Origin of the sequence: Streptomyces zagrosensis (genome assembly GCF_014203645.1) — a bacterium.
Lineage (GTDB): Bacteria > Actinomycetota > Actinomycetes > Streptomycetales > Streptomycetaceae > Streptomyces > Streptomyces zagrosensis.
This window is the reverse complement of sequence record NZ_JACHJL010000006.1, coordinates 107424-119893: the sequence shown is the minus strand read 5'-3', so window position 1 is coordinate 119893 and position 12470 is coordinate 107424. Positions and strand designations below refer to the sequence as shown.

General features: G+C 69.9%; 11 protein-coding genes. 8 read left to right on the top strand and 3 right to left on the bottom strand.

What is annotated here, in order from left to right; translation table 11 throughout:
• The first annotated feature begins 2 nt into the window (after positions 1–2).
• The 3 genes from FHS42_RS13775 (at position 3) to FHS42_RS13765 (ending at position 2550) form a co-directional block, all read left to right on the top strand.
• The gene (locus tag FHS42_RS13775) at positions 3–926 is read left to right on the top strand and encodes a carbohydrate ABC transporter permease (protein WP_376772585.1); all 924 of its coding nucleotides are present in this window, start codon (positions 3–5) and stop codon (positions 924–926) included.
• A 408-nt stretch (positions 927–1334) separates the two neighbouring features.
• A complete protein-coding gene (locus tag FHS42_RS13770; RefSeq protein ID WP_184572490.1) occupies positions 1335–1535 on the top strand; it encodes a hypothetical protein in 201 nt (66 codons plus the stop codon).
• Between the two features lie 199 nt (positions 1536–1734).
• On the top strand, positions 1735–2550 hold the full coding sequence (locus tag FHS42_RS13765; protein WP_184572489.1) for an NAD(P)H-binding protein: 816 nt from the start codon (positions 1735–1737) through the stop codon (positions 2548–2550).
• Between the two features lie 64 nt (positions 2551–2614).
• Here the strand turns inward: FHS42_RS13765 and FHS42_RS13760 are convergent, their stop codons facing one another.
• Together FHS42_RS13760 and FHS42_RS13755 are read right to left on the bottom strand one after the other, a co-directional pair.
• Complete coding sequence (locus FHS42_RS13760; protein ID WP_184572488.1) at positions 2615–2830, bottom strand: hypothetical protein; 216 nt, start codon at positions 2828–2830, stop codon at positions 2615–2617.
• A gap of 201 nt (positions 2831–3031) precedes the next feature.
• Positions 3032–3895 (bottom strand): class I SAM-dependent methyltransferase, encoded by an 864-nt coding sequence (locus tag FHS42_RS13755; protein WP_184572487.1) that lies wholly within the window; start codon positions 3893–3895, stop codon positions 3032–3034.
• Between the two features lie 380 nt (positions 3896–4275).
• Between FHS42_RS13755 and FHS42_RS13750 the strand changes: the two genes are divergently transcribed.
• A complete protein-coding gene (locus FHS42_RS13750; RefSeq protein WP_184572486.1) occupies positions 4276–4602 on the top strand; it encodes a hypothetical protein in 327 nt (108 codons plus the stop codon).
• Between the two features lie 161 nt (positions 4603–4763).
• Positions 4764–5570: a S1 family peptidase gene (locus tag FHS42_RS13745; RefSeq protein WP_184572485.1), complete on the top strand. Its 807-nt coding sequence runs from the start codon at positions 4764–4766 to the stop codon at positions 5568–5570.
• Between the two features lie 386 nt (positions 5571–5956).
• Here the strand turns inward: FHS42_RS13745 and FHS42_RS13740 are convergent, their stop codons facing one another.
• Positions 5957–6982 carry an ATP-dependent 6-phosphofructokinase gene (locus tag FHS42_RS13740; RefSeq protein WP_184572484.1) on the bottom strand — a complete coding sequence of 342 codons (1026 nt, stop codon included), beginning with the start codon at positions 6980–6982 and terminating at the stop codon, positions 5957–5959.
• 559 nt (positions 6983–7541) lie between these two features.
• Between FHS42_RS13740 and pta the strand changes: the two genes are divergently transcribed.
• The 3 genes from pta to pyk all read left to right on the top strand — a co-directional run bounded on the left by pta (position 7542) and on the right by pyk (position 12378).
• Positions 7542–9677 (top strand): phosphate acetyltransferase, encoded by a 2136-nt coding sequence (gene pta / locus FHS42_RS13735; protein WP_184572483.1) that lies wholly within the window; start codon positions 7542–7544, stop codon positions 9675–9677.
• Positions 9674–10831: an acetate kinase gene (locus tag FHS42_RS13730; RefSeq protein WP_184572482.1), complete on the top strand. Its 1158-nt coding sequence runs from the start codon at positions 9674–9676 to the stop codon at positions 10829–10831. The genes pta and FHS42_RS13730 overlap by 4 nt, the downstream gene beginning before the upstream one ends.
• A gap of 128 nt (positions 10832–10959) precedes the next feature.
• On the top strand, positions 10960–12378 hold the full coding sequence (pyk, locus tag FHS42_RS13725; RefSeq protein ID WP_184572481.1) for a pyruvate kinase: 1419 nt from the start codon (positions 10960–10962) through the stop codon (positions 12376–12378).
• The last annotated feature ends 92 nt before the right edge of the window (positions 12379–12470 follow it).

Genomic DNA, 12470 nt, shown 5'->3' with positions numbered 1-12470 from the left:
CCGTGTCGTCGTCCAGCCTTCCCGCCACGCCCGCGCCACCGGCCGGCGTTCCCGTACCCGCCCCCGCCCCACCTCGCGCGCCCGTGCGCCGCACCCGGGGGGCCGCGCGCCGACTACGCCGCCGCGCCGGCGTGGACCTCGCGCTCCTGGCGATCGCCGCGCTCTTCGTACTCCCACTGGTGTGGCTGCTGTTCGCCTCCCTCGACGCGGACGCCAGCCTGCGGGTCGGGGCGCCGTCGCCCGCCACCATGGACAACTTCGACGCCGTATGGACGCAAGAGATCACCTTCCGCCCCATGCTCAACAGCCTGCTGCTGTGCGGCGGGGCGACGCTGCTGACGGTGGTGTGCGCGGCCCTCGCCGCGTACCCGCTCTCCCGCTACCGCTCCCGCCTGGTGCGCCCGTACCTGCTGACCGTGCTGTTCACCACCTGCCTGCCACTGACCGCGATCATGGTCCCGGTCTACGGCCTCTACGTACAGGTCGAGCTCATCGACAGCCTCCTCGGCACGGCCCTGTTCCTGGCCGCCACGCAACTGCCCTTCGCCATCTGGCTGATGAAGAACTTCATGGACGGCGTGCCGATCGCCCTGGAGGAAGCCGCCTGGACGGACGGCGCCTCCTGGCTGCAAACCCTGCTGCGGATCATCCTGCCGCTGATGGGCCCCGGCCTGACGGTCGTGACGATCTACAGCTTCATCATGATGTGGGGCAACTTCTTCGTCCCCTTCATGCTGCTCCTCACACCCGACCAACTCCCGGCATCGGTCACCCTGTTCACCTTCTTCGGCAGCTACGACACCGTCGTCTACGGCCAGCTCGCGGCGTTCTCCATCCTGTACTCGACGCCGGTGATCCTGCTGTACGTGCTGATCGCCCGCAAACTGGGGGGCGGCTTCGCGCTGGGGGGTGCGGTGAAGGGGTAGCCCGCCGGACGGGACGGGCTGAGGCTGGTCTTGTGCGCCTCGCTCGCATCGAGGTTCACCGGGCGAGGAGAGCGGCGGCCCTTACTCGCACCCCGGAAAAGGCAGAGGCCCCTCCCATTTGAGCATCCTGGGGAGGCTTGGGAGGGGGTCGATTGCCGCGATCGTAGACGATGCGCCGAGCGTCGCACCGGCCGCCGCCTTCGGGCCGACCGGCTGAGTCCCGGCTCGCCTTTTCAGCCCCCAGGGGGTAACCCGGCGACTTCTTCCCGCCCGTCCCGGCAGCTTCCCTCGTGCCGCACTCATTTAGCCCGCTGCGGACTGCGTGCGCACCGCAAAGGCCACCCAACCCGCCTCTCCGCAGGTCAGACCGCCTTTCGCTAACCGTATTAGACGTCGCAGCAAATGCTGTTGGCCGCCAAGGGGCAGGCAGCCCGCCTGCTCTTCCCTCGCATCAGCCCCACCGAGACAGCGGCCATCGCGGGCGACGGCCGTGACCTGGGCGCCGACGACTCCTTCGGCCCAGGGACGGAAGACCGCCGCCCGGACGTGTTCCAGTGCGCGGTCGCGCGCGAGGCGCGGCACGCTGCGCGACGACGTGGCGGCCGGTGACTGGTCCGGCACGGCTCGGTTGCCTCGACCACCGTCTTGAAGCTTGCGATCAGTGGCGGGTGGATTGCCGGCCGGCGCGATCACCCTTGACTTAAACCATAGTTCAGGTTCTACGCTCGCAATATCCGTGCGGTTCCGACGGGCCGGCCCGCACGAACCAGCGGGCCGGGTGATCCACGCGAAGGGCAACGAGGCACCCATGACGATCTTGGTGACTGGAGCGACCGGCAATGTCGGCCGCCATGTGGTGGAGCAACTTCTCGGCAAGGGCCACCGGGTGCGCGCACTGAGCCGCACCCCTCAGCTGGCGACGCTGCCCGCTGAGGTGGAGGTGGTGGGAGGTGACCTGACGAAGCCGGAGACTCTTGGCGCGGCCTTCGACGGCGTCAGCGGTGTTCACCTCACGACGTACAACGGCAGCGAGGCGCCGCTGACCACCGGGCCCGAGCTCGCGGAGCTGGTGGAGAAGGCCGGGGTGCGCCGCGTGACGGTGCTGTGGAGCGGCCAGGAGGGCAGCGTGGAGCGCGCCGTGCGCGGTGGGACGGCCGCCTGGACGCTGATCCAGCCGGGTGAGTTCATGTCCAACTCGCTCGCCTGGGCCGAAGCGGTACGCGTCGATGGTGTGGTGCGGGAGCCGTACCCGCAGGCGTTGAACGCCACGATTCACGAGGGCGACGTTGCGGCCGTCATCGCGCTCGCGCTCACCGAGGACGGCCACGAGGCCCGCACCTACCGGTTGAGCGGCCCGCAGGCGCTGACGGTGCCGCAGAAGATAGCGGCGCTGGGGGCGGCGCTCGGCCGCGAGTTGCGCTACGTGGAACTCACCGACGAGCAGGCGCGCGAGCGCTGGCGCAGCTCGGGCGTGTCTGCGGAGGCCATCGAGATGCTGGCGGCCTGGCACAGCAACCCGCCGCCCGAGGGATACACGGTGGTGCCGACCGTGGCAGAGGTCACCGGCCGACCGGCGCGCACCTATGCGGCCTGGGCTGCGGAGCACGTCGAGCGCTTCCGCTGACCTCTTTCACCAGCCGACGACCGTTGGCCGGTCCTTCGCCGACGACCGTTGGCCGGTCCTTCGCCTATCCCGCCTTCGACGGGGGGTCTCGATACTGGATGCGCGAGGCGGGATGATCGGGTGATTGCTCACCGAGGGGCACGATCCCGAACCGCTCCACGCAGTCGGGGCAGGACCATATGGTGCCGCCGGAGCCCGAGTTGGCCTCGATTACGGCCACGGGGATGACCTCGTCAGTGGGGCCGCGGTGGGTGTTGCACCAATTCGACGGTGTGGTCATGTCTCTCCTTGCCGGCAGTCGCTCACCTAGGTATGACGCGCAAGTGAGCCATGAGGTGTCGTTGTGGAGGGAACGTAGAGGAAACAAGGCCGGCTGCGGGGTAGCGGCGGCCGGATGCCGCCCCCCGGCAGGCCTACGGCCTTTCAGCTCGGTGAGCTGGCTCGCCGCCGCGCGGCCCGCGCCACCGCGCGGGCCGGCCGGCTATCCGGGGTGGGGCGCCGGCGCGTGGCGAAGTACCGCCAGGTACTCGTGGTGGTGGTGCAGCAACTCCTGCATGGTGGCGGATGGGTCTGGAGATGCCGCGGGCTCGGCAACAGGCCCGGCAACAGGCGCAGCGGCCGGTCCCGCGGGTGGCGTGCCCGGCAGCCCGACCGACTGGCCGCCGATGACCAGGTCCACGAGCTCAAGTCCCGTGCCGCCGAGCAGCAGCGCCAGATCAGCAGGCGCGTAGCAGCGCAGCGTCTGGCTGATTTTTTGGTCCGGCTGCGCCACCTGCCACCAGGTGTCGGTGGCCGTGCAGGTGAGGGGGTCGAAGCGGGTCTGCTCACGGAGCTCGTAGGCGTAGCCGGCCTCCGGGTCGGGCAGCAGGTGTTCCTCGTCGCCGTCCCACTTCGCCCAGACGAACGGGTTGAAGACGTCGATCAACGCCACCCCGCCGGGGGCCAGCCAGAGGTTGGCGATGCGGCGCAGCAGCAGCCGTTGGTCGCTGTCGGTCCCGATGCCAAAGCCGTTCCAGTACATGACGGCATCGAAGCGGCCCGCCAACTCCACCGCGTAGAAATCCTCCTTGTGAACCGTCAGCGTTCCGGGCCCGAGGTCATGGGCGAGATGGTCAGCATGGTCAACGCGGTCGCTGATCTCCACGGCCGTGACCGCGTAACCCGCTCGCGCGGTGGCCACGGACGTGGCTCCGTAGCCGGCTCCCAGCTCCAAGACTCGGCGTGCGGTCGCGCCCCCGTTTTCCCGCAGTAGCCGTACTCGTTCCTGATCGCGCTCGCTGACCTTGGCATCCGCCGCGGCCCACCACGCGCCCGTCTGTGCATAGAACTCGCGCACCCACTCCATGGCAGGAGCCAAGCACGCTTCGAGCGCCGCATCCAACGACATATTCGCTGGACCCACCACCGTACGTCGGGGCAACCCGCGTGCCGGTGACCGCCGTTCAGCGGCGGCAGCGACAGCGACCGTACGGCCGCGAAGCCGCAAGTACCGCAAGCGCCTCAAACGGGCCGCTCGGGCGCCACCGGGTAAGGCCGGTATGCGCAACCGTCAGGGGGCGGCGACGCGGGCGAAGGCCGCGCGGTGTTGGGCGTTGTCGAGCGTGCTGTCTTGTTGCCGGAAAGGCCACTCTGATCCGCAGGTCTTGCGAGGGGCGGACGCGGCCCGTGAGGTTGCCGGGGCACTCGACGCGGAGCCACGACGAGACCCGCCCACCGTGCAACGTCGTGTCGTACGTCAGGTCGCCACTCGCTGCGGACGGTACGGCCCACGTGCCCACGGGGGCCCACGGGCTCCTCGGAGTCTTCGGCGTCTTCGGCGTCTTCGGCGTCTTCGGCGTCTTCGGAGTCCTTCGGGGAAAGGTCGAACTCCTCGCCCGGCAGCGCCGCCACCGCACGCCACTTCGCCTGCGCGGTGGGCTCCCAGTCATCCGCATCGGCTCCCCAGGCCAGGGTGCAACCCGGCTGATCTCGATGGCCACCCAGGCAGGTCTGCCAATCGTTGCGGTCGATCTTGAGACTCACTCCCGATCACTGATGAGGAACGGTCCATAGGCAAGCCGTATACAACGTTGGGATTGTTACGGATGTTGATGGGTGGCCCACAGTGAGTGGCGGCCGGGACTTCAGCGCCCGGCTCGGGATGGCCCGGTCGGCATGTCGGTGCTCGACCGGGACGGACTCCTTCCCCCCACCGTTTTGGAGGATGCCACGCCATGAGACTCCGTACCCTGCTGCGCACCGCGCTCGCTCCCGTGATGATTGCCGCAGCCGCCCTGTCGATGCAGAGCGCGCACGCCGACGACCGCTCACCCGAGCCGACCGCGCCGAGCACGAAGATCGTCGGAGGCGGCCCGGCCTCCGAGGACTACTCGTTCATGGGCTCCATGCAGGTCCGTGGCCAACACGGCTGTGGTGCCTCGCTGATCACCAACCAGTGGATGGTCACCGCTGCCCACTGTGTGGCCAACCAGCAGCCGGGGAACTTCCAGATACGCATCGGCTCCCGCGACCGCACCAGCGGCGGCACGCTCGCCTCCGTCTCGCAGATCATCCGCCACCCCCGGTACGGGCAGGTCGGCCCGTACGACATCGCCCTGCTGCGACTGAGCCGCACGGTGCCCAACCAGCCGGTCAGCATCGCCGCCAGCTCGCCCCCCGAAGGCACCGCCACCCGGCTGCTCGGCTGGGGCCAGGAGTGCGGTACGCCCGGCTGCGGCCCCGCGCCGCGCATCCTCAAGCAGCTCGACACGCGCATCAACCCGGACCGGATGTGCACGACCAGCTTCAACAGCGCCGTCGAACTGTGCGTCTACGGGGGTCGGACCCAGACCGCCTGTTACGGCGACTCCGGCGGCCCGGCCCTGCTGAAGGAGGGCGGCACCTGGCGGCTCGCCGGCGCGACTAGCCGCGCGGGCGCCAACAGCCAGACCTGCGGCACCGGTGACGCCACGGTCTACACCGACGTGACCGCCCACCGGCAGTGGATACAGCAGAACACGGGCGTCGCCCGCACCAGCTGACCAGCGCTGTCGCAGACGGCTCCCGCGCCCGCCCGTGGCCACACCGCACGGGCGGTCGCGGGGGTCCGCTCACCCCGGGATCGCCCCTCGTCCATACGGCCAGGGGCTTGGTGCCGCCTCGGGCTGAGCACGGGTGCCGGCAGCCGGTCGGGGGTGCCGGACCCGGAACAGGGCGGGTGGGCTCGGTGGGTTGTGCCACCCGCCCTGCGAAGGCGGCGGTTGGACGGCGCAGGTGGTGGGAACCAGCGCGGTCCGGCCGCCGCCACCGTGCTGTCCAGCCACCCCGGCAGGCCAAGCTCGGCAGACTCAACCCAGCAGACCCAACTCGGTGAGGCTCAGCTCAGCCCGACCCCGCACGGGCCAACTCAGCCCGGCCCACCCCTCGCTCAGAACACCGACTCCGCCTCGTCCATCCGGTCCTCCGGTACGCGCTTGAGCTCCGTGACCGCCTCGGCCAGCGGCACCAGCGCGACCTGCGTACCGCGCAGCGCGGTCATCATGCCGAAGTCGCCGCGGTGCGCCGCCTCCACCGCGTGCCAGCCGAAGCGGGTCGCCAGGACGCGGTCGTACGCGGTGGGTGTGCCGCCGCGCTGGACGTGGCCGAGGATGACCGGGCGAGCCTCCTTGCCGAGGCGGTGTTCCAACTCGACCGCGAGCCGGTTGCCGATGCCGGCGAACCGCTCATGCCCGTACTGGTCGATCTCGCCCTTCTTGTAGTCCATCGACCCCTCCGCGGGGTGCGCTCCTTCGGCGACGCAGATCACGGCGAACTTCTTGCCGCGCGCGAACCGCTCCTCGACCATCTTCACCAGGTCGGCGACGTCGAACGACCGCTCGGGCAGACAGATGCCGTGCGCGCCGCCCGCCATGCCGGACTCCAGGGCGATCCAGCCCGCGTGCCGGCCCATGACCTCGACGACCATGACGCGCTGGTGCGACTCGGCGGTGGTCTTCAGCCGGTCGATGGCCTCGGTGGCGACACCGACAGCCGTGTCGAAGCCGAAGGTGCGGTCGGTCGAGGAGATGTCGTTGTCGATGGTCTTCGGAACGCCGACGACCGGCATGCCCGCATCGGACAGCATTTGGGCCGCGGTCAGCGTGCCCTCGCCACCGATCGGGATGAGCACGTCGATGCCGTACGAGCGGGCCAGTTCCTCGCAGTTCTCGGCGGCCTCGCGCAGCCGTGCGCGCTCCAGCCGGGCCGAGCCGAGGATGGTCCCGCCACGGGCGAGGATGCCGCTGACGGCGTCTAGGTCCAGAGGGCGAAACCGGCCGTCGAGGAGTCCCTTGAAGCCGTCCTCGAAGCCAATGACTTCATCGTCGTGCCCGGCGACGGCGCGGTGCACGACCGACCGGATGACGGCGTTGAGGCCGGGGCAGTCGCCCCCGGCGGTAAGCACTCCGATGCGCATCCTGCTGGTTCTCCTGCTCCTGGGGTTCCCCCGCGACCGAGGGCCAGGGGAGGTACATATGAGCTCGTCCGATTGTTTCACGGGCCCGGAGGTCTCGCGCACCCCACGGGCCGCGACCCCCTTATCCGCGAACCCAGGTATTGTCAAGAGGGAATGCCCAACGGGGCGGGCGTTCTTTCGTTCGACCATGGCGGGAAACTAACGCCTCACCACGGGGAACACGTCACAAGGCGGGACCAGGTCAGCCGTCCGGCCAACCGCCTGACCCCGCCCCCTGGACGGCAGGACACAGCGAAACACAGCAGGGCGCAGCAGGACACAGCGGGATACAGCGGGATACAGCGGAACACGGCGAACACGGCAAAAACACAGCGCGAACGCGCAGCACACAGCCCGGGCAGTTGGGCCTGTCCGGGCCCGGACAGCACAGGAGACTGGAAGGCTGGGCTATCCCACAGACCGGCCCGCCGAAGACCGCAAGACCAGCACATGTGCCGGGTAGCACCGGACCACAACCGGACAGCAAGAGCCGACGCAGCCGAAGGATCGGAGAGCACGCGTGACACGCAGCGTGTACGTGACCGGGATCGACCGTGGGGACGGCCGTCAGGTCGTGGAATTGGGAGTCATGGAACTCCTGACCCGCCACGTGGACCGGGTGGGCGTCTTCCGCCCCCTGATGCACGACGGGCCCGACCGGCTCTACGAGCTCCTGCGCGCCCGCTACCGACTCACCCAGCCGCCGGAGACGGTGTACGGCATCGGCTACGACGAGGCCGCGACCCTCCAGGCCGAGCGGGGCACCGACGAACTGGTCTCCGAGTTGGTCACCCGCTTCCACACGGTGGCCAAAAGCTATGAGTACGTGCTCGTACTCGGCAGCGACTACGCCGCCACCAACCTGCCCGACGAGCTGACCTTGAACGCCCGCCTTGCCAACGAGTTCGGCGCGGCCGTCATCGCCGTGGTCGGCGGGCAGAACCAGCCCGCCGATTCGGTGCGCTCCGAGGCCCGCAACGCCTATCGCGCCTACCAGGCGCACGGCTGCGACCTGGTGGCCCTCGTGGTCAACCGCGTCGCCCCCGCCGACCGGGCCGAGATCGCCGAGCCACTCAGCGAGCAGTTGCCCATCCCCTGCTACACGCTGCCCGAGGACGGCTCGCTGTCGGCGCCCACCGTGCGCCAGGTGGTGCACACCCTGGGCGCCGAGGTGCTGCTCGGCGACGACTCGGGGCTCGCCCGCGACGTACGCGACTTCGTCTTCGGCGGCGCCATGCTCCCCACCTTCTTGCCCGCGCTCACCGAAGGGGCGCTGGTGGTGACCCCCGGCGACCGCGCGGACCTGATCATTGGCGCGCTGGCCGCACACACCGCGGGCTCCCCGCCCATCGCGGGCGTGCTGCTGACCCTCGACGCACGACCAGGCCCCGACATCCTCGCCCTAGCCTCCCGGCTCGCGCCCGGCACCCCGGTGGTCTCCGTACCCGGCGGCAGCTTCCCCACGGCGGCCGAACTGTTTGCCCTTGAGGGCAAGCTGAGTGCGGGCGTGCCGCGCAAGGCGGAGACCGCGCTCGGGCTCTTCGAGCGGCACGTGGACACCGCCGAGCTGACCGACCGCATCTCGGTGGCCCGCTCCAGCCGCGTCACGCCGATGATGTTCGAGCACGAGTTGCTGGAGCGCTCCCGCGCGCGCCGCCGCCGTGTCGTGCTGCCGGAGGGCGTCGAGGAGCGCGTGCTGCGCGCCGCCGATGTGCTGCTGCGCCGCGACGTGTGCGACCTGACGCTGCTCGGTGCGGAGGCTGCGGTGCGTAAGCGCGCCACCGACCTGGGCATCGACCTGGGCAGCGCGCAGATCATCGACCCGCAGACCTCGCCGCTGCGGGAGCGGTTCGCCGAGCTGTACGCGAAGCTGCGGGCACACAAGGGCGTCTCGTACGAGCTGGCCTACGACATCGTCGCCGACGTCTCCTACTTCGGCACCCTGATGGTCCAAGAGGGTCTGGCCGATGGCATGGTGTCCGGCGCGGTGCACTCCACGGCGGCCACCATCCGGCCCGCCTTCGAGGTGATCAAGACGGCGCCGGGTGCGCAGATCGTCTCGTCCGTGTTCTTCATGTGCCTGGCCGACCGGGTGCTGGTCTACGGCGACTGCGCGGTCAACCCCGACCCCAACGCCGAGCAACTCGCGGACATCGCCATCCAGGCTGCGGCCACCGCCGCCAAGTTCGGTGTGCAGCCCAGGATCGCGATGCTCTCGTACTCGACCGGCACCTCGGGCTCGGGCGCGGACGTGGACAAGGTCCGCAGGGCTACCGAGCTGGTCCGCGAGCGGCGGCCCGATCTGCCGGTGGAGGGGCCGATCCAGTACGACGCGGCCGTGGATGCCGCCGTGGCGGCCACCAAGCTGCCGCAGTCGGCGGTTGCCGGGCAGGCCAGCGTGCTGATCTTCCCGGACCTCAACACGGGCAACAACACCTACAAGGCGGTGCAGCGCTCGGCCGGCGCCGTCGCCGTGGGCCCGGTCCTCCAGGGGCTGCGTAAGCCGGTCAACGACCTGTCGCGCGGCGCGCTCGTCCAGGACATCGTCAATACCGTCGCGATCACCGCCATCCAGGCCCAGGGCGAGCAACCCACCGCTGCGGTCCCCGCATCGGCCACCGCACAGATCCCCGCAGAGAAAGCGCAAAACGAGTGAACCACTCCCCTGACCGCACCCGGGTGCTGGTCGTCAACTCCGGCTCGTCGTCGGTCAAGTACCAACTCCTGGACATGGCCGATGGCAACCGGCTGGCCGCCGGGCTCGTGGAGCGCATCGGCGAGGGCCCGGTGGCCGACCACACGGCCGCGTTGAAGCAGGTGGCCGACGAGTTGTCCGCGCAGGGCCTTGGCATCGACTCGCCCGCGCTGGCCGCGGTCGGGCACCGTGTGGTGCACGGTGGCACCCGGTTCACCGAGCCGACGCTGATCACCGACGAGGTGCTCGCCGAGATCGAGAAGCTGGTGCCGCTGGCCCCGCTGCACAACCCGGCGAACATCACCGGCATCAAGGTGGCCCGCCAGTTGCGCCCCGACCTGCCGCAGGTCGCCGTCTTCGACACCGCGTTCCACTCCACGATGCCGGAGGCCGCGGCGCGGTACGCGATCGACACGGACACCGCCGACCGGTACGGGGTGCGGCGCTACGGCTTCCACGGCACCTCCCACGCTTACGTCTCCAAGGCCGTCGCCGAACTGCTCGGCAAGGACCTCGCCGAAACTCACACGATCGTGTTGCACCTGGGCAACGGGGCCAGCGCGTCGGCCGTCGCCGGCGGGGTGTGCGTGGACACCTCGATGGGACTCACCCCGCTTGAGGGGCTGGTCATGGGCACCCGCTCGGGAGACATCGACCCGGCGGCGATCTTCCACCTGGCGCGGGTCGGCGGCATGTCCGTAGACGAGATCGACACACTGCTCAACAAGCGCAGCGGGCTGCTCGGGCTGTGCGGCGACAACGACATGCGCGAGATCGGCCGCCGGATGGGCGAGGGCGACCAGGACGCGCAGCTCGCCTTCGACGTCTACATCCACCGGCTGCGCAAATACGTGGGCGCGTACACCGCGGTCCTTGGCCGAGTGGACGCGATCGCCTTCACCGCCGGCGTTGGCGAGAACTCCGCCGCCGTGCGCGAGGCGACGCTGCGCGGGCTTGCCGTGCTCGGCGTCGAGGTGGACACGGTACGCAACGCGCTGCGCGGCACCAGCGCGCGGCTGATCTCGACCGAGAACAGTCCGGTGGCGGTCGCCGTGGTGCCGACCGATGAGGAACGGGAGATCGCCACCCAGACCTATCGGCTGGTCGGCGCGTAAGTCCGGACCGCCTTCGAGCCGGCCCCCAGCCGACGAAACACCACCAACACCACCTGCCACCCAGCTCGTACCCCAGCTTGTACAGCCTCGTAAATTCCGCCCCGAAACAAACGGATAGGATCTGCCTCATGCGCCGTTCTAAAATCGTCTGCACCCTGGGCCCCGCCGTTGACTCCTTCGATCAGCTCAAGTCGCTGATCGAGTCGGGCATGAACGTGGCCCGCTTCAACATGAGTCATGGGTCCCACTCGGAGCACGAGGAGCGGTACCACCGCCTGCGGAAGGCGGCCGATGAGACCGGCCGCGCGGTGGGCGTCCTCGCCGACCTCCAGGGCCCCAAGATCCGTCTGGAGACCTTCGCCGACGGCCCGGTCGAGTTGGTACGCGGCGATGAGTTCACCATCACCACCGAGGACGTGGCGGGCGACCGGACCATCTGCGGCACCACGTACAAGGGCCTGCCAAGCGATGTGTCCAAGGGCGAGGCCATCCTCATCAACGATGGCAATGTCGCGCTCCAGGTCATCGAGGTGGACGGGCCGCGGGTACGCTCGATCGTCATCGAGGGCGGCGTCATCTCCGACCACAAGGGCATCAACCTGCCCGGCGTCGCGGTCAATGTCCCGGCGCTGTCGGAGAAGGACATCGACGACCTGAAGTTCGCGCTGGAGCTCGGCTGCGACATGGTCGCGCTGTCCTTCGTACGCGATGCCTCCGACGTGCGCGACGTGCACCGGGTCATGGACGAGGTCGGCCGGCGCGTCCCGGTGATCGCCAAGGTGGAGAAGCCGCAGGCGGTGGCCAACATGGAAGGCGTGGTCGCGGCCTTCGACGCCGTGATGGTGGCCCGTGGCGACCTGGCGGTGGAGTACCCGCTGGAGAAGGTCCCGATGGTGCAGAAGCGGCTCATCGAGCTGTGCCGCCGCAACGCGAAGCCGGTGATCGTGGCGACCCAGATGATGGAGTCGATGATTACCAACTCCCGGCCGACCCGCGCCGAGGCGTCCGACGTCGCCAACGCGATCCTGGACGGCGCGGACGCGGTCATGCTCTCCGCGGAGTCCTCGGTCGGCGCGTACCCGCTGGAGACCGTCAAGACGATGTCCCGCATCGTCATCGCGGCCGAGGAGGAACTGCTCTCCCGTGGCCTCCAGCCGCTGGTGCCGGGCAAGAAGCCTCGTACGCAGGGCGGTGCGGTCGCCCGCGCCGCCGCGGAGATCGCCGACTTCCTCGACGCCAAGTCGCTGGTGGCCTTCACCCAGTCCGGCGACACGGCCCGCCGGCTGTCCCGCTACCGCGCGCAGCAGCCGATCCTGGCCTTCACCACCGACACCCTGACGCGCAACGTGCTGACGCTGAGTTGGGGCGTGGAGACGTATGTGGTGCCGCACGTGGACAACACAGACGCAATGGTGGACTTGGTCGATGCGGAGCTGCTGAAGCTGGGCCGCTACGCCAGCGGTGACACCATGATCATCACCGCCGGCTCCCCGCCCGGCGTCCCCGGCACGACCAACATGGTCCGCGTCCACCACCTGGGTTCCTGACCCCTGGCACGAGCACGCCCTGGGCGAGCCGGTCCGCCCGCCCCGTGCTACGACCGTGGACCGCGCCCCAGTTGCTGGCGCGGCCCACGGCC

Coding starts and splice junctions, on each gene's coding strand:
- FHS42_RS13765 (WP_184572489.1), top strand. CDS start 1,735: ATGACGATCTTGGTGACTGGAGCGACCGGCAATGTCGGCCGCCATGTG.
- FHS42_RS13760 (WP_184572488.1), bottom strand. CDS start 2,830: ATGACCACACCGTCGAATTGGTGCAACACCCACCGCGGCCCCACTGAC.
- FHS42_RS13755 (WP_184572487.1), bottom strand. CDS start 3,895: ATGGAGTGGGTGCGCGAGTTCTATGCACAGACGGGCGCGTGGTGGGCC.
- FHS42_RS13745 (WP_184572485.1), top strand. CDS start 4,764: ATGAGACTCCGTACCCTGCTGCGCACCGCGCTCGCTCCCGTGATGATT.
- FHS42_RS13740 (WP_184572484.1), bottom strand. CDS start 6,982: ATGCGCATCGGAGTGCTTACCGCCGGGGGCGACTGCCCCGGCCTCAAC.
- pyk (WP_184572481.1), top strand. CDS start 10,960: ATGCGCCGTTCTAAAATCGTCTGCACCCTGGGCCCCGCCGTTGACTCC.